Source organism: Nocardioides sp. AX2bis (assembly GCF_902506435.1).
Classification (GTDB): Bacteria; Actinomycetota; Actinomycetes; order Propionibacteriales; family Nocardioidaceae; genus Nocardioides.
This window is the reverse complement of sequence record NZ_LR733215.1, coordinates 1-19,641: the sequence shown is the minus strand read 5'-3', so window position 1 is coordinate 19,641 and position 19,641 is coordinate 1. Positions and strand designations below refer to the sequence as shown.

Annotated in this window: 19 protein-coding genes; 8 read left to right on the top strand and 11 right to left on the bottom strand. The window is 73.2% G+C overall.

What is annotated here, in order from left to right; all coding sequences use genetic code 11:
• Positions 1 to 226: 226 nt before the first annotated feature.
• The gene (locus GV155_RS00095) at positions 227 to 1,390 is read right to left on the bottom strand and encodes an FUSC family protein (protein ID WP_160004118.1); all 1,164 of its coding nucleotides are present in this window, start codon (positions 1,388 to 1,390) and stop codon (positions 227 to 229) included.
• Positions 1,387 to 2,832, bottom strand: a complete 1,446-nt coding sequence (locus tag GV155_RS00090) for a CCA tRNA nucleotidyltransferase (protein WP_160010572.1) — start codon at positions 2,830 to 2,832, stop codon at positions 1,387 to 1,389. Before GV155_RS00090 ends, GV155_RS00095 begins: the two co-directional genes overlap by 4 nt.
• Positions 2,833 to 2,964: 132 nt before the next feature.
• On the opposite strand from GV155_RS00090, the gene GV155_RS00085 reads away from it, so the two are divergent.
• The 6 genes from GV155_RS00085 (at position 2,965) to trxA (ending at position 10,764) form a co-directional block, all read left to right on the top strand.
• Positions 2,965 to 5,472, top strand: coding sequence for a DUF6049 family protein (locus GV155_RS00085; protein ID WP_160004116.1), 2,508 nt, complete (start codon positions 2,965 to 2,967; stop codon positions 5,470 to 5,472).
• Positions 5,469 to 7,235: a murein biosynthesis integral membrane protein MurJ gene (murJ, locus tag GV155_RS00080; protein ID WP_236553734.1), complete on the top strand. Its 1,767-nt coding sequence runs from the start codon at positions 5,469 to 5,471 to the stop codon at positions 7,233 to 7,235. The genes GV155_RS00085 and murJ overlap by 4 nt, the downstream gene beginning before the upstream one ends.
• A gap of 79 nt (positions 7,236 to 7,314) precedes the next feature.
• Positions 7,315 to 8,376 carry a protein kinase family protein gene (locus tag GV155_RS00075; RefSeq protein WP_160004114.1) on the top strand — a complete coding sequence of 354 codons (1,062 nt, stop codon included), beginning with the start codon at positions 7,315 to 7,317 and terminating at the stop codon, positions 8,374 to 8,376.
• The gene (locus GV155_RS00070) at positions 8,363 to 9,196 is read left to right on the top strand and encodes a hypothetical protein (RefSeq protein WP_160004112.1); all 834 of its coding nucleotides are present in this window, start codon (positions 8,363 to 8,365) and stop codon (positions 9,194 to 9,196) included. The genes GV155_RS00075 and GV155_RS00070 overlap by 14 nt, the downstream gene beginning before the upstream one ends.
• A gap of 121 nt (positions 9,197 to 9,317) precedes the next feature.
• The gene (gene trxB, locus GV155_RS00065; RefSeq protein WP_160004110.1) at positions 9,318 to 10,325 is read left to right on the top strand and encodes a thioredoxin-disulfide reductase; all 1,008 of its coding nucleotides are present in this window, start codon (positions 9,318 to 9,320) and stop codon (positions 10,323 to 10,325) included.
• 121 nt (positions 10,326 to 10,446) lie between these two features.
• Positions 10,447 to 10,764 (top strand): thioredoxin, encoded by a 318-nt coding sequence (trxA, locus tag GV155_RS00060; RefSeq protein WP_160010568.1) that lies wholly within the window; start codon positions 10,447 to 10,449, stop codon positions 10,762 to 10,764.
• Positions 10,765 to 10,782: 18 nt separating this feature from the next.
• Here trxA and GV155_RS00055 read toward each other — a convergent pair whose 3' ends face one another.
• A complete protein-coding gene (locus GV155_RS00055; protein ID WP_160004108.1) occupies positions 10,783 to 11,469 on the bottom strand; it encodes a GNAT family N-acetyltransferase in 687 nt (228 codons plus the stop codon).
• 47 nt (positions 11,470 to 11,516) lie between these two features.
• On the opposite strand from GV155_RS00055, the gene GV155_RS00050 reads away from it, so the two are divergent.
• The gene (locus GV155_RS00050; RefSeq protein ID WP_160004106.1) at positions 11,517 to 12,731 is read left to right on the top strand and encodes a pyridoxal phosphate-dependent aminotransferase; all 1,215 of its coding nucleotides are present in this window, start codon (positions 11,517 to 11,519) and stop codon (positions 12,729 to 12,731) included.
• 60 nt (positions 12,732 to 12,791) lie between these two features.
• Positions 12,792 to 13,556, top strand: a complete 765-nt coding sequence (locus GV155_RS00045; protein ID WP_160004104.1) for a lysophospholipid acyltransferase family protein — start codon at positions 12,792 to 12,794, stop codon at positions 13,554 to 13,556.
• Positions 13,557 to 13,955: 399 nt separating this feature from the next.
• Here GV155_RS00045 and GV155_RS00040 read toward each other — a convergent pair whose 3' ends face one another.
• From GV155_RS00040 to rpmH, 8 genes are all read right to left on the bottom strand, one after another.
• Positions 13,956 to 14,999, bottom strand: coding sequence for a ParB/RepB/Spo0J family partition protein (locus tag GV155_RS00040; protein WP_160004102.1), 1,044 nt, complete (start codon positions 14,997 to 14,999; stop codon positions 13,956 to 13,958).
• Positions 14,996 to 15,934, bottom strand: coding sequence for a ParA family protein (locus tag GV155_RS00035; RefSeq protein ID WP_160004100.1), 939 nt, complete (start codon positions 15,932 to 15,934; stop codon positions 14,996 to 14,998). The genes GV155_RS00040 and GV155_RS00035 overlap by 4 nt, the downstream gene beginning before the upstream one ends.
• A gap of 199 nt (positions 15,935 to 16,133) precedes the next feature.
• Positions 16,134 to 16,874 carry a 16S rRNA (guanine(527)-N(7))-methyltransferase RsmG gene (gene rsmG / locus GV155_RS00030; protein WP_236553733.1) on the bottom strand — a complete coding sequence of 247 codons (741 nt, stop codon included), beginning with the start codon at positions 16,872 to 16,874 and terminating at the stop codon, positions 16,134 to 16,136.
• A 47-nt stretch (positions 16,875 to 16,921) separates the two neighbouring features.
• Positions 16,922 to 17,524: a Jag family protein gene (locus GV155_RS00025; RefSeq protein WP_201299994.1), complete on the bottom strand. Its 603-nt coding sequence runs from the start codon at positions 17,522 to 17,524 to the stop codon at positions 16,922 to 16,924.
• On the bottom strand, positions 17,521 to 18,594 hold the full coding sequence (gene yidC / locus GV155_RS00020; RefSeq protein WP_160004096.1) for a membrane protein insertase YidC: 1,074 nt from the start codon (positions 18,592 to 18,594) through the stop codon (positions 17,521 to 17,523). Before yidC ends, GV155_RS00025 begins: the two co-directional genes overlap by 4 nt.
• 6 nt (positions 18,595 to 18,600) lie before the next feature.
• A complete protein-coding gene (yidD, locus tag GV155_RS00015; RefSeq protein ID WP_160004094.1) occupies positions 18,601 to 18,894 on the bottom strand; it encodes a membrane protein insertion efficiency factor YidD in 294 nt (97 codons plus the stop codon).
• Entirely contained in the window at positions 18,891 to 19,256 is a 366-nt protein-coding gene (rnpA, locus tag GV155_RS00010; protein ID WP_160004092.1) for a ribonuclease P protein component, read from the bottom strand. The genes yidD and rnpA overlap by 4 nt, the downstream gene beginning before the upstream one ends.
• A gap of 31 nt (positions 19,257 to 19,287) precedes the next feature.
• A complete protein-coding gene (gene rpmH / locus GV155_RS00005) occupies positions 19,288 to 19,425 on the bottom strand; it encodes a 50S ribosomal protein L34 (protein ID WP_160004090.1) in 138 nt (45 codons plus the stop codon).
• Positions 19,426 to 19,641: the final 216 nt, after the last annotated feature.

Below are 19,641 nucleotides of genomic sequence, written 5' to 3'. Positions count from 1 at the left end.
CGAGTGCCTGGTCGGTCCTAGCCCGCGGGTCGAGCAGCCCCGCGGGCTAGGAACGAGCCCGCGACGGGCGTGACGAGACCAGGGCACCGACTGAGCACCACCCCACGACGACCCGTCGTACGACGAGGGCCCCGACGCGATCGCGTCGGGGCCCTCGCTGCGTCCCAGGGTGTCCGCAACCGTCACCTCGAGGCGCCGCGAGCGTCATCTCGGCTGTCCGCGAGCGTCATCTCGGCGGGGCGGGGGGGCGCAGCCGGAACGGCAGCGGGGGCTGGCCGAGCGGGTTGGCCTTGGCCACCTCGTCCATCGCCGCCAGCACGTTGCGCAGGTTGATGAGCACCCCGCCGTACTCCGGCCACAGGCGCGCGGGCAGCCCGGCCTCGGTGAGCTCGTCGACGAGGCCGTCGAGGCGCTCGCGGATCTCCACCAGCGGCTGGTGGTCGGCGTCCTCGACCGCCTTGCCGCTCTCGTGCAGCAGCGTCACGAACCGGGCGCGGAAGTCGTCGTCCCAGTCCGAGCCGCCCTCGACGCTCAGCGACAGGGTCCGGGCCAGGCTGCGGCACTCCGCGATCGCCTGCTCCATCCGCTTGAGCAGGCCGTGCCACTCGGCGGGGTCGCGCCAGCCCCGCGCCGAGCGACGCGGGTTGAGCCGGGCGCTCTCGCGGGCCTGGCGCACCAGCGCCCACGCGGCGTCGAGGTCGTCGTCGAGGTCGCGGGTCCGCTCGACCCAGGCCGTCGTGTCGGTCGTCGTGACCCCGCGCCGCACGCCGTCGGCCATGTCGACCAGCAGGCCGCCGATCGCGTCGTCGATCGCGTCCATCGCCGCGATCGCGGTCCGCCGGCGCAGCGGCGGCCAGACCAGCAGGTTCACCCCGATCCCGACCGCGATCCCGATCCCGGTGTCGAGCAGCCGGGCGAGCAGGACGCTGTCGTCGTCGGAGAACCCGGTGGTCAGCACCACCAGGGCGGTCGCCGCCACGGTGGTCTCCTGGCCCTCCAGCAGCGCCACCGAGCCGATCGCCAGGCCCACGGCCATCGCGATCGCCACGCTCGCCACGTCCAGCCCGAGCGCCTGGCCCGCGGCGGAGGCGACCAGCACGCCCAGCACGGTGGCGGCGACCTGCCGACCGCCCTGGGACAGCGTCCGGTAGACGGTGGAGTTCACCACCAGCAGGGCGGCCCACGGGGCCAGGAAGGCCTGCTCGAGCCGGAAGACGCTGGTGGCCAGCACCCACGCCAGGGTCGCGGCCAGGACGGTCTTGGCCAGCTGGGTGACGTCGGTCCAGAAGACGGCGTCGTGCATCCGCGCGCGCCACCACTGCGTCGACCAGACGTGCGGCGTGCGCCGGCCGACCTCCGAGGTGGTGACGTCCTTGCCGTGCGTGCTCATCCCCGTGCCTGGTCGTCGGGGCCCTGCTGGTCGGCCCACCAGGACCGCAGCGCCGCCCGGGCCTCCTCGGGCGTCTTCGGGCCCTCCTCGAGACGCAGGTCGAGCAGGTGCCGGTAGGCCAGGCCCACCTCGCGACCGGGCCCGATGCCGAGCACCTCCATGATCTCGTTGCCGTCGAGGTCGGGTCGCAGCGACGCCAGCTCCTCCTCCTCCGACAGCCGCGCGATCCGTTCCTCGAGGTCGTCGTAGGTGCGCCGCAGCCGGGCCGCCTTGCGCTGGTTGCGGGTCGTGCAGTCGGCCCGGGTCAGCACGTGCAGCCGCTCGAGCTGGTCCCCGGCGTCGCGGACGTAGCGGCGCACCGCCGAGTCGGTCCACTCCCCGGAGCCGTAGCCGTGGAAGCGCAGGTGCAGCTCGACCAGCTGCGTCACCGCGTCGGTCTCGTCGTTGGAGAACCGCAGCGCCTTCATCCGCTTGCGGGTGAGCTTGGCGCCGACGACGTCGTGGTGGTGGAAGGTCACCGTCCCGTCGTCGAGGAACTTGCGCGTGCGCGGCTTGCCGACGTCGTGCATCAGCGCCGCCAGCCGCGAGACCAGGTCCGGCCCGCCACCGGGCAGCCGCTCCTCCAGCTCGATCGACTGCTCCAGCACCGTCAGCGTGTGCTCGTAGACGTCCTTGTGGCGGTGGTGCTCGTCGCGCTCGCGCGCCAGGGCCGGCAGCTCGGGCAGCACCCGGTCGGCCAGGCCCGTCTCGACCAGCAGCTTCAGGCCGCGGCGGGGCCAGCGTCCGCAGATCGTCTTGACCAGCTCGTCGCGGACCCGCTCGGCCGAGACGATGTCGATCCGGTCGGCCATCTCGGTCATCGCCGCGACCACCTCGGGCGCCACCTCGAACCCGAGCTGCGAGGCGAACCGGGCCGCACGCATCATCCGCAGCGGGTCGTCGGAGAAGGACTGCTCCGGGGTGACGGGGGTGCGCAGGACCCGGTCCGCCAGGTCGGCGATCCCGCCGTACGGGTCCTCGAACGCCCGCCCGGGCCACCGCACCGCCATCGCGTTGACGGTGAAGTCCCGTCGGCCCAGGTCGCCGGCGAGGGTGTCGCCGTAGGCGACCTCGGGCTTGCGGGAGTCGGCGTCGTAGACGTCGGTGCGGTAGGTCGTGACCTCGACCTGCCAGGGGCCCTTGCGGCAGCCGATCGTGCCGAAGGCACGCCCGACGTCCCACGTCACGTCGCCCCACGTCTTGAGGATCCGCTCGGTCTCGTCCGGGAGCGCCGACGTGGTCAGGTCCAGGTCGGTGTGGGCCCGGCCGAGCATGGCGTCGCGCACCGGCCCGCCGACGAGGGCGAGCTCGTGGCCGGCGTCCTCGAACGCCTCGCCGAGGCCGTCCAGCACGGGCCGGAGCCGGTCCAGCTCCGCGTCGGCGGTGCGCTGCACCTCGACCATCTGCAGGGGGGCGGGAACGGGGTCGGGCACGGCCGAGCAGTCTACGGGCTGCGGCGAGCGGCACGTACCCCTCGCCCGGGTCCCCGGTCGCGGCGCCGGTGGACCTCGCGGGCGATGTCCTAGGCTCGCCGGGTGGGCCGCCAGGGACGACGCATCGACGCGCGCGCCCGCTCGGCGACCCGTCGTGCGGCGGCCGCGGGCCTGCTCGGAGGCCTGGTCGCGTGCGTGGCCGGTGGTGTCGTCCCGGGCGTCGCCGCCCCCGCCGTGGCCGCCGCCGCGGCCACCCCGACCACGCCCCTGGCCGTCGAGCTGGACGACATCGTGCCCGGCGAGCTGCCCCGCAGCGGGCGGGTCCAGGTCACCGGCTCGGTCACCAACGCCGACGAGGTGGCGTGGCGCCAGGTGAAGCTCTACACCTTCATCGGCGCCGACCCGATCGACGACGTCGCCGAGCTCGACGAGGCGGCGCTGGCGCCCGAGGACCTGCTGGTCGGCGACCGCGTGCTCGACGAGACGGCCACGGACCTGGTCGAGGTCCTCGAGCCGGGTGAGAGCGCGTCCTTCTCGCTGTCCGTGCCCAGCCGGCTGCTGCTCGAGGAGGCCGCCAACGGGGCCGCGGAGCCGGAGCCGGGCGTCTACTGGTTCGGCGTCCACGCCCTCGGCGAGAGCCCCGAGGGACGCGACGAGTTCACCGACGGCAGGGCCCGCACCTTCCTGCCGCTGATGCCCGAGGAGGTCGCCAGCCCGCTCCCGCTGTCGCTGGTGGTCCCGTTGCGCACCCCGGTCTCCTACACCGCCGACGGCTCCGTGGCCGACACCGGCAGCTGGGCGCAACGGCTCGGGCTCGGCGGGTCCCTGCGCGACCGTCTCGACTTCGGTGCCGCCGCCGGCAGCGACCCGGTCAGCTGGCTCCTCGACCCGGCCGTGGTCGAGGCCGTCACGCAGCTCGCCGTGGCCAACCCCCCGCGCGACCTGTCCCCCACCGACGTGGCACCGGACGACGGGGGCGAGGACGGCCAGGGCGACGACGCGGAGGCCCCTTCGGACGACGCGAGCCAGGAGCCGCCGACGGACCCCGACGGCACCGACGGCACCGAGGGCGACCTCGGCTACTCCGCGACGACGGTCCCGGCGCCGGACCCCGCGGACGACGCGAGCGCGATCCCCTCGGAGGACCCCGACGCCTCGGAGGAGCCCGGGGCCGTCCCCCCGGACACCGGTGACACCAGCACGACGGAGGCCGCCGAGCGTGCCCTGGCCTGGCTCGACCGCTTCCGCGACGGCACCGGTGGCGACGAGGTGCTCGCCCTGCCCTACGGCGACGTCGACGTCGCCGCCGCCCTCGAGCGCGAGCCGCGCACCTACCTCGAGGCGCGCCGCAGGACCAGCGCGGCCCTGAGGTCGGTGCTGGGTGGCAACGACCCGGTGCCGGTCGTGGCTCCCCCCGACGGCTTCCTGACCGCCGCCGAGATCGCGGAGCTCGACGACCGCGACCCCGCCTCGCTGCTGCTGGGCAGCGACGAGATGGTCCAGGGCGTCGCGCCCAGCCTCGCCACGGTCGAGGGCCGGCCCGTGGTGCTGGCCTCCGCCGGCGCGAGCTCCGGCGGTCCCGGTCCCACCGAGGCGCTGACCAGCCTGGCGCTGCGCCAGCGGATCCTGGCCGAGGCCGCGCTGCGCCTCGTCGACGCCGACGAGGCCACCGCGGAGCTCGCGGCCACCGCCGAGGCGGCCACCGACGACACGGCCGTCTCGCCCGACCCCTCGGCGGGCCCGGGTCGGGCCGACACCGAGCTCACCGGCGCCCCGGAACCCGGACCGGCGGTGGAGCCCGAGCCCCTGGTCGTGGTCATGCCCGACGACTGGGTCGCCCAGAGCGGCCGCAGCTTCTTCGACGGCCTCACCGACGCGGGTCTCGAGCTGACCCCGCTGTCCGGGGCCGCCGAGCAGGACGGTGTCTCGGTGCGGGCCGACGAGCTGGTCGAGCCCCCCGAGAGCACGCCGACCCCCCTCGACGGTGGAGTGTTCTCCGCCGCGAGCGCCCTGCGGCGGAGCGGGGAGACCCTGCAGAACCTGCTGACCAGGAACTCCCGGGTGGCCTCGGTCGTCGCCGGGGAGGCCCTGACCACCCTGGGGTACGACTGGCGCGTCGACCCCGAGACCGCCCGCGACCACGCCCGCGCCTCCACCGGGTGGATCCGCGAGCGGCTGGAAGCGGTGACCGTCGACGCCCCGCCGGGGATCACCCTGTCCGGCGGCACCGGCGACTTCTCGGCCACGGTGGTCAACGGCCTCGACCAGCCGGTCACCGTCGGGGTGGAGGCCGTCGTGGACGGCGGGATCACCGTCCGCACCCCCGAGCCCGTCGAGATCGGCCCGGACGCGCGGACGACCGTCCTGATCGAGACCTCCGACACCAGCCCCGGCGTGCACAACGTCGAGCTGCGCGTGGTCGACGTCGACGGCCGCGCGCTGCCCTCCAGCGACACCGTCCCGATCCGGTCGGCCCAGGTCAGCAATGTGATCTGGGTGATCATCGCCACCGGGGTCGGCCTGTTGGTCGTGGCCGTCCTGCTGCGGGCCGTACGCCGGGTCCGCGGGCGTGGCCGCTCGCCCGAGGTCGCTGCGGACGGCCCACCGTGACCGGGGCCGAGACCGGGACCGGGGCCGACGCCGCCCAGGACGCCACCCCCACCGCGGAGCAGGCGGAGTCCGCCTCCCGGGTCGCCGCCGCGGAGGCCGCCGCGGCGGACCAGAAGAGCCTGCTCGGCAGCAGCGCGGTGATGGCCGCCGGCACCGTGGTGTCGCGGATGTCGGGGTTCGTGCGCACGGCGCTGCTGGCCGCGGCGCTGGGCGCCGGGCTCCACGCCGACCTCTTCACGATCGCCAACACCGTGCCGAACATGCTCTACATCCTGCTGGCCGGCGGGGTGTTCAACGCCGTCCTGGTCCCGCAGCTGGTGCGCTCGATGAAGGGCGACCCCGACGGCGGGGAGGCCTACACCAACCGGATCATCACCCTGGCCGGGATCTTCCTGCTCCTGGTCACGATCGGTCTGGTCGTGGCGGCCCCGCTGGTGATGGACGTCCTGCTCGGCTCCGAGTTCGGGGAGCCCGAGCTCGCCGCCCAGCGGAGCTCGGCGATCGACTTCGCCCGCTACTGCCTCCCGCAGGTGTTCTTCTACGGGATGTTCGTGCTGGTCGGTCAGATCCTCAACGCCCGGGGCCGGTTCGGGCCGATGATGTGGGCGCCGATCGCCAACAACGTCCTCGCGGTCGCCGTGCTCGCCGCCTACCTGCTCCTCAACGGTCCCGCCACGACCGCCGAGCAGTCCGGGCCGTTCTCGCCGGGCCAGGAGCTGCTGCTGGGCGTGGGGTCCACGCTGGGCATCGTGGCGCAGCTGGTGATCCTGGTGCCGTACCTGCGCTCGGCCGGCTTCCGCTACCGCCCCCGCTTCGACTTCCGGGGCACCGGCCTGGGCCACACCCTGCGGCTGGGCACCTGGACGGTCGCGTTCGTGATCGTGAACCAGCTGGCGTACACCGTCGTGGTCCGGCTGGCCTCCGGCGGCACCGCGCAGAGCCCCGAGGGCACCGGCATCACCGTCTACTCCAGCGCGATGCTGATCATGATGGTGCCGCACTCGGTGGTCACGGTCTCGCTGGCCACCGCGATCCTCCCGCGGCTCTCCGCCCACGCCGCGGAGGGACGGCTGCCGGACCTCGCGACCGGGCTGGCCTCGACCCTGCGGACCGCCCTGGTGGTCATCCTGCCGTTCGGCCTGCTGCTGCCGGTGCTGGCCCGCGACATCTCCCACGTGGTGTGGGGCCACGGCGCGACGGCCGACACCTGGCCGCGCTACGCCCCGACGCTCGCGCTGCTCGGGATCGGGCTGGTCTTCTTCACCCTGCACTACCTGATGCTCCGCGGGTTCTACGCCGTCGAGCGCACCCGGACGGTGTTCTGGATCCAGTGCGCGGTCTCGGGCACCAACATCGCCGTCGCCGTCGCGCTGGTGACCCGGACCGACCCCGCGCAGACCTCGCCGGCGCTGGTGGTGGCCTACATCGCGGCGTACGCCGTCGGCTCCCTGGTCTCCTACACCGTCCTGCGCCACCTGCTCGGGGGCCTCGGGACGCGACGGCTGCTGGCCTTCGGGGCCCGTCTCGGGCTCGCCGCCGTGCTGGCGACCGGGCTCGCGCTCGCGGTCGTCGTGGGTCTCGACGCCCTGAGCCCGGACCGTCCCTGGACCCTCTCGGCCGTGCACGTGCTCGTCGGGGGAGGCGTCGACGTGGTGGCGTTCCTGCTGCTGGCCCGGCTGCTGCGGATCGAGGAGGTCACGGCGATCACCGGGCTGGTGACCTCCCGGCTGCCGTCGCGCCTGGTCCCGGGACGCCACCGGTGAGCGGGCCTACGATGGGCCTCCCCAGGACCTCGCGCACGACGAGGGCACCAGCGGCACCGCAGGGAGGACCACGACGACCGTGACCGGCGCCTTCCGTCCCGGCGACGTCCTCGCACGCCGCTACCGCCTCGTCGACCTGCTGGTCGAGAGCGGCAGCGGCCGCTTCTGGCGCGCGCACGACGTCGTGCTCGACCGGCACGTGGCGCTGCACACCATCGCCGCGGACGACGCCCGCTCGCAGGCGCTGCTCGACGCCGCGCGGGCCTCGACCGCCGTCGCCGACCGGCGCCTGCTGCGGGTGCTCGACGCCGCCGTCGACGGCGACGTCTGCTACGTCGTCAACGAGTGGGGCTCGGGGGTCTCCCTGGACATCCTGGTCGGCGGTGGGCAGGTGCTCGCCCCCCGCCACGCCGCATGGGTCGTGGCGCAGGTGGCCGACAGCGTGGCCCGCGCCCACGCCGCCGGGATCGGCCACGGCCGGCTGGCACCGGAGAACGTCCTCGTCGACCAGCACGGGCAGGTCCGCGTGATCGGGATGTGCGTCGACGCCGCGCTCCACGGCGTCGCCTACGACCGCACCTCCACCGACGTCACCGACCTGGCCGGCCTGCTCTACTGCGCCCTCACCGCGAGCTGGGCCGGTGCGTCCCGCTCCGACGTCCGTGCGGCCCCGGTCGACCACGGGCACGTGCTGCGGCCGCGCCGCGTCCGGGCCGGCGTGCCGCGGCCCCTCGACCAGCTCTGCGACCTGGTCCTCCACCCCCACGCCGACACCCGCGGCCGCCTCGACGTCACGGCAGCCGGGATCGCCGAGCGGCTGACGGAGTTCGTCGGGGACGAGGCCGGCCTCCCCGACTCGCTGGTCGCGACGCTGCCTCCGGTGCGCGAGCGGTTCCCGACGTCGCTGCCCCCGGTGCCCGAGATCCCGGCCCGTCCGGACCCCCCCGCGCCGGTGCCCGCGGACGAAACCCCCACCGCCTCCACGACCGCGGTCGCGGACCTGCCCACGGAGGCCGCGCTGCCGGCCTACGACGACGACGGGGACACCGGCACCGGTACGGGCACCGGCGCCGGGGGCGCGAGCAGCGGAGGGCCGTCCCCCTCCCGAGCCCGACCGAAGGAACCCCGTGCCCGACCGTGACCCGACGCCCCGCGAGGAGGCGGCCCTGCGCCGCCTGCTGCGAGACGCGCGCCACGACGGACCCGTGCCGCCCGAGGTCGCCGCACGGACCGAGCAGACCCTGGCGTCGCTGGGCGCCGCCCACGAGCCCGCACCCACCGGGACCACCCCGACCGAGGCCGCTCGGACCGGGACCGCCACGACCGGGACCGCGGCGCGTGGCGGCGCCGACCACCACCGGCGCCGCCGGGCCGCGACCGCGCTGCTCGTCGCGGCGGTCAGCGTCGTGGTCGTCGGCATCGGCCTCGGCCAGGTCCTCCGCCCGGCGTCCGACCAGGCGTCGGGCAGCGCGCAGTCCGACAGCGCCGGCAGCGCCGCCCGGGACACCCCTCCCGACCGGGCGGGAGCCGACCAGGAGAACGCGCCCGAGCGCTCCGCCGCGGCCGACACGCTGTCCGAGCTGGCGCGCCGCGACGGGGCCGCCCGCGCCTTCGGTGGCGGGCTGGCGGTGGAACGGCTCGCGCTCGTCGCCGACCCCCCAGCCGTCCGGGAGACCCGGTTCGCCCGCGACGTGCGGCGGGTGCGCGCGCTGCAGCAGGCCGAGCGCCGCGAGCGGTCCTCGTCCGCGCTCGGGGACGGATCCGAGCTGGCACCGCGGGACCCGGCGCCCGGCTTCACCTGCGCCCGGACCGACCTGGGCGCCGGTCGGCCGGTGGCCGTGCGCTACCAGGAGGCACCCGCCGTGCTCCTGCTGCGACCCCCCACGCGGGCCACCCAGGTCGCCGACCTCGTCGAGTGCGGCACCGGCGAGGTCGTCAGGTCCGTCACCCTGCCTCGCTGAGCCCTGCTCCCGGCCGGACCGGCGCGGGAACACCCGGGCCCTACGATCGGTTGGGACCAGCGACGGCCCGCTCCCCGCGGCGCCGCGCCTGCCGTACCAGTCGAGGAGAGAGACGCCTGTCATGAGCGACCCCCGCAACGTGATCATCATCGGCTCGGGACCGGCCGGCTACACCGCCGCCGTGTACGCCGCGCGCGCCAACCTGAACCCGCTGGTCCTCGAGGGCTCGGTGACCGCCGGCGGCGCCTTGATGAACACCACCGAGGTGGAGAACTTCCCGGGCTTCCGCGACGGCATCATGGGCCCGGCCCTGATGGATGAGATGCGCGCCCAGGCGGAGCGGTTCGGCGCCGAGCTGCTGCCCGACGACGCGACCGAGGTCGACCTCACCGGCGCGCTGAAGACCGTCACGACCGCCACCGAGACCTACCAGGCCCGGTCGGTGATCCTGGCCACGGGCTCGGGCTACCGCAAGCTGGGCCTGCCCCGCGAGGACGAGCTGTCCGGCCGCGGCGTCTCGTGGTGCGCCACCTGCGACGGCTTCTTCTTCCGCGAGCAGCACATCGCCGTCGTCGGCGGTGGCGACTCCGCCATCGAGGAGGCGACCTTCCTGACCCGCTTCGGCTCCAAGGTCTCGCTGATCGTGCGGCGCGACGAGCTGCGCGCCTCGAAGATCATGCAGGAGCGCGCGTTCGCCGACCCGAAGCTCGAGATCATCTGGAACGCCGCCGTCGAGGAGATCCACGGCGAGGACCGGCTGGAGTCGCTGACGCTGAAGGACACCGTCACCGGCGAGACCCGCCCCCTGGACGCCACGGGCCTGTTCATCGCGATCGGGCACGACCCCCGCTCGGAGCTCCTGCACGGCCAGATCGACCTCGACGAGAACGGCTACGTCCTGGTCACCCACCCGGGCACGGCGACCAACGCGGCCGGCGTCTTCGCCTGCGGCGACCTGGTCGACCACCACTACCGCCAGGCGATCACCGCGGCCGGCACCGGCTGTGCCGCGGCGCTCGACGCGGAGCGCTACATCGCCGAGATCGACCACGTGGCCGTCACCAGCGGCACCTCCCCGGAGACCGTCGCCGAGATCGTCCAGACCGCGGGCGCCGGCAGCGCCGGCTGAGGCCGAGGCCCCCTGCCCGGAACAAAGGCCGGGCGAGGGGCGTTCTCCTCCTGACCGCAGCGGTGAGAGCCGCCGGTCACCCCGACCCCTGCAGCATGGAAGGAACGTCATCGTGAGCAACATGGCCGCCGTCACCGACGCCGAGTTCGAGTCCCAGGTCCTGAAGTCCGAGAAGCCCGTCCTCGTCGACTTCTGGGCCGAGTGGTGCGGCCCGTGCCGCCAGGTCTCGCCGATCCTGGACGAGCTGTCCGGGGAGCACGGCGACAAGATCACCTTCCTGAAGATGAACGTCGACGAGAACCCGGTCACCCCGAGCTCGTACCGGGTCACCGGCATCCCGACGATCAACGTCTACCAGGGCGGCGAGGTCGTCAAGAGCATCGTCGGCGCCCGCCCGAAGGCAGCGATCCTCAAGGAGCTCGACGACTTCCTGGCCTGAGCCTGTCGTCGCACCACCTCACGCAGACGCGTCCCGCCGCACGGCGGGGCGCGTCTCGTGCGTCCGGGTGGGGCTCGCCACCGGTACGGGTGGGCGCACCGCCCCCCGCAGCCGCTCGACCGCCGCCTCCAGCTCGTCGCGCCAGCGCAGCAGGGACCGCAGGTCCATCCGCATCCGCGGGTGGCGCGGGTGCTCGCGCTGGGTGGCGAACCCGACCCGGGCCAGGAACTCCGCCGGCGGCGCGCAGGACGACCACCCGAGCGGCGAGACCGGCGGACCGGCGGTGCCGAAGGCCTCGACCGCCCGGTAGCCGCCACGGTCGACCAGGTCGCGGGCCAGGTGCTGGACGAGCTGCCGCCCCAGCCCCACGCCGGTGTGCGACGGCGCCACCCACAGGTTGGTGAGCAGCACGGCGTCGGGCGAGGCCGGTGAGGTGGGGAAGCGGCCGGCGCCCGGCACGAGGGCCGGCGGGGCGTACACGACGTACCCCACCGGGCGCTCGTCGTCGAGCACCACCCGACCGCAGGAGCCCCACTCGCGCAGCACCGACGAGACCCACGCCAGCTTCTCCACGCAGCGCTGCTCGGCGTCGTGGTCGAGCCGGCCGGCGTCGGCCGGGGAGCACTCCCACGCCACGCACGTCGAGCAGGGCCCGGGCATCGCCGCGAGGCGGTCGGGCGTGAGCGGCACGATCCGGCGGGTCACAGCACCGATCGTAGGCCGCGCCCCCGCCCACCTGCGAGGATGACGCGGTGCGCCAGATCCGCCAGAGCCGCAAGCTCCACAACGTCCGCTACGACGTGCGAGGACCCATCCTCGTCGAGGCCCAGCGGCTGGAGGCGGAGGGCCACCGGATCCTGAAGCTCAACATCGGCAACCCGGCCCCGTTCGGCTTCGAGGCGCCCGAGGCGATCCTCGCCGACATGCACCACCACCTGCACGAGGCGCAGGGCTACAGCGACTCCCGGGGGATCTACCCCGCCCGCACCGCGGTCGCGCAGTACTACCAGCAGCAGGGGCTGCGGGACGCCGTCGTGGACGACGTCTTCATCGGCAACGGCGTCTCCGAGCTGATCTCGATGGTGCTCCAGGCCTTCGTCGACGACGGCAACGAGATCCTGGTGCCGGCACCGGACTACCCGCTGTGGACCGGCGCGGTGACGCTCTCGGGGGGTGTGCCGGTGCACTACGAGTGCGACGAGGCCGACGGCTGGAACCCCGACCTCGCCGACGTCGAGGCCAAGATCACCGAGCACACCCAGGCCCTGGTCATCATCAACCCCAACAACCCCACGGGTGCGGTGTACAGCAGGGAGGTCGTGGAGGGCCTGGTCGACATCGCCCGGCGCCACGAGCTGGTCGTGTTCTCCGACGAGATCTACGAGAAGATCCTGTTCGAGGACGCCGTGCACCACCACGCGGCGCTCGCCGCCGGCGACGACGTGCTGTGCCTGACCTTCAGCGGCCTGTCCAAGGCCTACCGGGTCTGCGGCTACCGGGCCGGCTGGGTGCTGATCTCGGGCCCCCAGGAGGTCGCGACCGACTTCATCGAGGGTCTCACCCTGATCGCCAACATGCGGATGTGCGCCAACGTGCCCGCCCAGCACGCCATCCAGACCGCGCTCGGCGGCTACCAGTCGATCGAGGAGCTGATCGTGCCCGGGGGGCGCTTCTACGAGCAGTCGATGCTGGCCGACCGGATGCTCAACGAGATCCCCGGGGTCAGCTCCGTACGCCCCCGCGGTGCGCTGTACTGCTTCCCGCGGCTGGACCCCGAGGTGTACCCGATCGAGGACGACGAGGCGTTCGTGATCGAGCTGCTGCGCGCCAAGAAGATCCTGGTCACCCACGGCACCGGGTTCAACTGGGTCCGTCCCGACCACTTCCGCCTGGTCACGCTGCCCGACGTGGGCGTGCTGGAGGAGGCGATCGGCCGGATCGCCGACTTCCTGGCCGGCCGACGCTAGTGCCGCCGCTCGTCGCCCCGTCCGACACCCCGCCCCGCCCACACCACAGGAGCAACCACCGTGCGTGACCTGACCTACCCGCCGATCATCGTCACGGCCAAGACGGCGTTCCGGCTGCTCGGGCAGCGGTTCGCCATGACCGGCACCGAGCACGTCCCGCGCTCCGGCGGGGTCCTGCTGGCCTACAACCACATCGGGTACGTCGACTTCGTCTACGGCGGCCTCGCGGCCAACCCCTCGGGCCGCAAGGTGCGCTTCATGGCCAAGCGGGAGCTGTTCGACCACCGGTGGACCGGCCCGCTCATGCGCTCGCTGCACCACATCGAGGTCGACCGGGGCGACGGCGTGCAGTCCTTCCAGACCGCGGTGGACCACCTCCGGGCCGGCGAGGCCGTCGGCATCTTCCCCGAGGCCACGATCTCCCGCTCCTTCGAGCTCAAGGACTTCAAGACCGGCACCGTCCGGATCGCGGCCGAGGCCGGCGTCCCGCTGCTGCCCGTCATCCTGTGGGGCACCCAGCGGATGATGACCAAGGACCACGACAAGGACTTCTCCCGCGGCAAGACGATCGCGATCAGCGTCGGCGAGCCCCTGCACCCCACGGGCGCCGACCCGGCCGCGGAGACCCGCGCGTTGAAGGAGCGGATGTCGCAGATGCTCGACAGCACGATCCGGGCCTACCCCGAGCCCGAGCAGCCCCCGGGCAGCTGGTGGCTGCCCGCGTCGTACGGCGGCAGCGCCCCCACCCCGGACGAGGCCCTCCGCCTCGACGCCGAGGAGAAGCGACGCCGCGCAGAGAAGCGCCGCGCGGCCCGCAAGAAGTAGCCAGATCGATGTGTCGCCAGATCGACAGGTCGATCTGGCAACATGTCGTTTTGTCGACAATGCTGGCGTACGCGGCCGCCCTCGGGGCGGTGCGGACTGCTGCCGGCTGCTGTCGTAGCGGCGCAGTTGCGCCGATATGACTGGAAAGTGAGCGCTACTGCAGTCGAAACAGCGCCATTGCGCCGTTGCGACATGTCGTGTCACCCCGTGCGCAGCAGACGAAGAACATGGCACGTCGGCACGGTCACTTCTGTCGCAACAGCGCAATTGCGCCGACACGACCGGGAAGAGCCGTTCTCATGTGTCGAAACTACGCAATTGCGCAGTTCCGACCGTGCGGCCCACCTGCGGGTTCCACGTGAAACGTCCGTCCCGGGCCGGACACCGGGCCGGACGCGGTCAGACGGGGCGGTCGGTGCGGTTCCGGGGGTCCATGACCTCGAGGATCCGCTGCAGGTCCTCCAGCGACGCGAAGTCGACGGTGATCTTGCCCTTGGAACGGCCCAGGTCCACCTTGACGGTTGTCTCGAAGCGGTCCGACAACCGGTCGGCGATCTCGGACAGCCCCGGGGCCGAGGGACGACGACGCCCGGGGGACCGGCGCTGTGTGCCCTGGTCACCGACGGCGACGATCTCCTCGAGCGCCCGCACGCTGATGCCCTCCGCCACGATCCGTGACGCGAGGCGGTCCTGGAGGTCCGCGTCGTCGACCGAGAGCAGCGCCCGGGCGTGGCCCGCCGACAGCACCCCGGCCGCCACCCGCCGCTGCACCGCAGGGCTGAGCCTCAGCAGCCGCAGCGTGTTGCTGATCTGGGGTCGCGAGCGTCCGATCCGCTGGGCCAGCTCCTCGTGGGTGATGCCGAAGTCCTCCAGCAGCTGCGCGTAGGCCGACGCCTCCTCGAGCGGGTTGAGCTGCGAGCGGTGCAGGTTCTCCAGCAGCGCGTCACGGAGCATGTCCGTGTCCTCGGTCTCCCGGACGATCGCCGGGATCCGCTCCAGACCCGCAGCCTGGCTGGCGCGCCAGCGGCGCTCACCCATGACCAGCTCGTAGGACTCCGGGCCGGTGCGACGCACCACGATGGGCTGCAGCAGGCCGATCTCCCGCACGCTGTGCACGAGCTCGGCCATCGCCTCCTCGTCGAAGGAGGACCGCGGCTGGACCCGGTTGGGCCGGATCTGCTCGGGCGGGAGCTCCACGAAGTACGCACCCTCGACCGGCGCCAGGTCCTCCAGGCCGGGACGCACGTCAGCCGGCACCGAGACGTCAGGCGCCTCCGCGGCTGCCTGGACGACGCCTCCGACTGCACCGTCGGCGCCCCCCGGGGTGTCTGGGGTGCCGGCCTCCCGATCCGACTCCGGCTCGACCACCGGCGCCTGGGTGGGGATCAGGGAGCCCAGACCGCGCCCCAGACCGCGACGCGGGCCCGGCCGCGCGCCCGTCATGCCGTCACCGCACGCTCGGTGATCTCGCGAGCCGCCTCGAGGTAGCTGAGCGCGCCTGGCGAGCCGGGGTCGTAGGTCATCACGGTCTGGGCGTACGACGGGGCCTCGCTGACGCGCACCGAGCGCGGGATGTTGGTCCGGAGCACCTGCTCGCCGAAGTGCTCACGCACCTCGGAGGCGACACCGGCCGCCAACCGGGTCCTGGCGTCGAACATGGTCAGCAGGATGGTGCTGACCGACAGCGACGGGTTCAGGTGTGCCTTGACCATCTCGACCGTCTCGATCAGCTGGCCCAGACCTTCCAGGGCGTAGTACTCCGCCTGGATCGGGATCATCATCTCCTCGCCCGCCACCAACGCGTTCAGCGTCAGCAGGCCCAGCGACGGGGGACAGTCCACGATCACGTAGTCGTAGCGCGCGTCCCCGACCTGCTCCGCCGTCCCCACCAGCGGGTGCGCCGCGATCGCCTTCTTCAGGCGGCTCTCCCGTGCGACCACGCTTACCAGCTCGATCTCGGCTCCCGCCAGGTCGATCGTCGCCGGGACCACGTCGAGCCCGTCCACCTCCGGGCACGGGCTGGCCACGTCGGCCAACGCTGCGCCGTCCACCAACGCGTCGTAGGTGCCCGGGGTCCCTCGGCGGTGGTCGATGTTCAACGCCGTCGAGGCGTTGCCCTGCGGGTCCAGGTCGATGACCAGGACCCGCTGCCCCAGCTGGGCCAGCCCGGCAGCGATGTTGACCGTGGAAGTCGTCTTGCCGACGCCGCCCTTCTGGTTCGCCACCACGAACACCCGAGTCGACGCGGGCCGCTCGGCCGGCGGGCGGGACTCCGCGGTCCGACGCGCCAGCAGCGAGTGCTGGGCGGCCCGGGCGAGCGGGGTCAGCTGGTCCTCGAACCCGGCGTCGCGCTCAGCGAGCTCGGCGGCTGTGCGCACGCCGCTGCCGGTGGGATTCAACGTTCCACGTGAAACATGGCGATCGTCCGGCACGGGGCCTCCTGTGGAGAAAGAACGAAAACTGTGGACAACCACGCTCAGCGGGTGCTCCTGAACGGTGGATAACTCATCGAGCCCGGTGCACGGGGACGACCACGACGGTTCAGCGTTCTCACGCCGTCATCGCCGGACCTACGCCTCAACGACCGGGGCGGGGCCTGCCGCTGCCTCGCCCACGCCGCCCAGGCCCGGGTGTCGTACCCGGCCCCGAGCTGCCTGCCCGACCGACCGATGACGATACCCGTGCGGGATCGGCCCAGCGAACACGCACAGCGCGCACGGTGGATGGATCCTCGTTCGGCGTGGTCGTCCCGTCGAGGAGCAGCACCCCGTCCGGACCCACCTGCACCAGCTCCGGCGGCGCCCATCCGTTCCGCCCCAGCAGGGGGCGGACGGTGCGGATCTCCTCGGCCGCCCTCGAGCCCTTCAGGGCCAGGACGTGTCCGTGGGCCGACGTGAGCGGCATGCACCACTCCAGCAACCGCCCGAGGGGGGCGACCGCGCGCGAGGTGACCACGTCGAAGGTGCTCGATCCCCGTACCTCCTCGGCCCGGGCCCTCAGTACGGTGACGTTCTCCAGACCCAGGTCCTCGACGACCTCGCTCAGGAAGGTCGTCCGTCGCAGCAGCGGCTCGACGAGGGTCACGGTGAGGTCGGGCCGGCCGATGGCCAGGACAAGACCGGGCAGTCCGGCGCCGGTCCCGACGTCGCAGACCCGGGCGCCGTCGGCGAGCGCCGGGGCGAGAGCCATCGAGTTCACCAGGTGCCGGTCCCACAACCGGGGGACCTCACGCGGGCCGATCAGCCCGCGCACCACGCCCTCCGTCGCCAGCAGCGCCGCGTAGCGCTCCACGACCGGCAGGGCCGCGGACGAGAACACCCCCCGCGCCGTGTCCGGGACGGGGGGTGTTCCACGTGAAACGTCGTTCATCCGGCGGGAAGCACCACGACGTAGCGACGGGGCTCGGTGCCCTCAGACTCCGACGACAGCCCAGCGGCCGCCACGGCGTCGTGGACCACCTTGCGCTGGAACGGACTCATCGGGTCCAGTGAGGCAGCCGAACCCGACTCCCGCACCTCCGCGATGGTCCGTGCGGCGAGCTCCTCCAGGCGGCGCTTCTGCTCGGCCCGGTGCCCACTGATGTCGAGCATGAGGCGTGAGCGCTCACCGGTCTCCCGGTAGACCGCGAGGCGGGTCAGCTCCTGCAGCGCGTCGAGCACCTCGCCGTCCTTGCCCACCAGCTGACCGAGGTCGGCGCCGACGATCGAGACCGCCGCACGGTCTCCGTCGACGTCCATGTCGAGGTCCCCGTCGAGGTCGGCGATGTCCAGCAGCTCCTCGAGGTAGTCGGCGGCGATGTCGCCCTCCTGCTCGAGCTGGCTCACCCGGTCCTCGGTGCCCTCGTCGGCGGTCGACGCGTCGCTCGCGCCGCCCTCCACGGACGGGTCGGGCCGGTCGTCCCCGGAGGCGACCTCCTCGACCTGCGCCTCGGTCCCGGCCTGGTCCCGCTCGTCGATCTGCTCGCTCACTTCTTCCCCTTCTTGTTCGCTGGCTTGGGTCCGCCCCCGGGTCGCTGCCCGGACGGGCGCTGGCCCGCGGGCCGCTTCTGGGACCCGGACGTCCCCCCCGTGCTGGGTCGGGGCGACCCCTGCTGGCGCTGCTGACGAGTCTGCCGCTTCGGCTGCTGCCGCGTGGCCGCACGCGACTCGGCGACCGGGAGCACCTCGGGCTCGGACTCGACGACCTCGCCCTTGCGGATCGCCTTCGCCCTGTCGCGGTCGAGCTTCGCGTCCATCGCCGGCGTGCCCGGGGCGGGGTTGTTGCGGATGACGTAGAACTGCTGGCCCATGGTCCACAGGTTGGAGGTGGTCCAGTAGAGGAGCACGCCGATCGGGAAGGCCACACCACCGAGGCCGAAGGCCACCGGCAGGACGTAGAGGAGCAGCTTCTGCTGCTGGGCGTACTGGCCCTTCAGCGCGTCGGCAGGCATGTTCTTGCTCATCAGCTGGCGCTGGGTGATGAAGGTGGTGGCGGTCATCGCCAGCACCAGCACCAGCGCCACGAGCATCACGCTGAGGTCGGGAGTGGGGCCCCAGGTGCGGGACTGCCAGAAGGTGTCCGAGATCGGCACGAAGCCGAAGATGTCGGAGGTGCCGAACGCCTCCGCGCGCGCCGCGGTCATGAAGCCGTGCGGGGTCCCGTCGGCGGCCTGGTCGAGCAGGCGGAACAGGGCGAAGAAGATCGGCATCTGCAGCAGCAGCGGCAGGCAGGACGCGAACGGGTTGGTGCCCGCGTCCTTGTACAGCTTCATGGTCTCCTCGGCCATGCGCTGCCGGTCGTGCCCGTACTTCTTGCGCAGCTCCACCACCTTGGGCTGGATCAGCTGCATGTTCCGGCTGGACTTGATCTGCCGCACGAAGAGCGGGATCAGGCAGATCCGGATGACCACCGTGAGCCCGATGATCGACAGGGCCCAGGCGAGACCGCCCGCGGGGTCCAGGAACAGGCTGAAGAACTCGTGGAACCCGATCATGATCGCCGAGATCACGTAGTACAGCGGCGTCAGGATGAAGTTCCCGAAGTCGGAGAGTGCTTCCACGGCTCGTCAGGCTCCTTGGGTGTCGGGACGGGTCCCGGCGGTCTGGTGGTCGTGCACGTCGTACGGGTCGTTCTCGGCGGCTGCCTCGTGACCGGGGACGTGGTCGACCCCGCCCTCGGCCCACGGGTGGCACCGACCGAGCCGGCGGACCGTCAGCCAGGTGCCGCGGGCCGCACCGTGGCGCTCCACTGCCTCCAGAGCGTAGGCCGAGCACGAAGGGTAGTAGCGACAGACCTGGCCGTAGAGAGGGCTGACCACCGCGCGGTAGCCGCGCAGCAGCAGCACGAGCAGCTGCTTCACGCGCTCACCTGCTCGGTCGGCACCAGGCTGCGCAGGCAGCGGTCGAGGTCGGTGCCCAGCTCGGAGCTGCTCGCGGTGGCCGCCGGCGGCAACGCGCGGAGCACCATCTCGGTGCCCACGGGCAGCGAGGCCAGGCGCGCGGCGCTCAGGTGGCGCAGCCGGCGCTTGACCCGGGTACGGACCACCGAGCCGCCGACCGCCTTGGAGACCACGAGCCCCACCGTGGACGAGGCGGGCGTCGGACCGGCGCCCTCGGGCAGCAGCACGCTGACCACGATCGTCCGGGAAGCACGACGCCGCCCACGCCGGAGGACGCGGCGAAAGCTCGTGGCGTCGGTCAGGCGGTGGGCGGCGGGCAGCACAAGTCGGTCGGTCTCGGGTCCGCCGGGCGGCTCAGACCGCGAGCTCCTTGCGGCCCTTGCGGCGTCGCGCGTTCAGGATCGCGCGGCCGGCGCGGGTGCGCATGCGCAGGCGGAAGCCGTGCGTCTTGTGGCGGCGACGGTTGTTCGGCTGGTACGTACGCTTGCTCACGGTCGTCTCTTTCGGTTGCTGCGGTCGGAGCCCAACACCCCCGGCCTCGAACAGGCACGGGAGCGGGCATTCGGCCGGTGCCGTACGCCCCGCAAGAAGCTGCGGGCAGGCACCCGCCGACCTCGGATGACCAACAAACGGTACGCGCTGCGGCGCAAGGGGGTCAAACCCACGACCGGCCCCGCCGACGCCCCGGTCCCACCGCCCCTCGCGCAC

Bases quoted from the DNA above. Each gene is read 5' to 3' on its own strand.
- GV155_RS00095 (WP_160004118.1), bottom strand. From the start codon at position 1,390: ATGAGCACGCACGGCAAGGACGTCACCACCTCGGAGGTCGGCCGGCGC.
- GV155_RS00040 (WP_160004102.1), bottom strand. From the start codon at position 14,999: ATGACGGGCGCGCGGCCGGGCCCGCGTCGCGGTCTGGGGCGCGGTCTG.
- trxA (WP_160010568.1), top strand. From the start codon at position 10,447: ATGGCCGCCGTCACCGACGCCGAGTTCGAGTCCCAGGTCCTGAAGTCC.
- GV155_RS00090 (WP_160010572.1), bottom strand. From the start codon at position 2,832: ATGGTCGAGGTGCAGCGCACCGCCGACGCGGAGCTGGACCGGCTCCGG.
- trxB (WP_160004110.1), top strand. From the start codon at position 9,318: ATGAGCGACCCCCGCAACGTGATCATCATCGGCTCGGGACCGGCCGGC.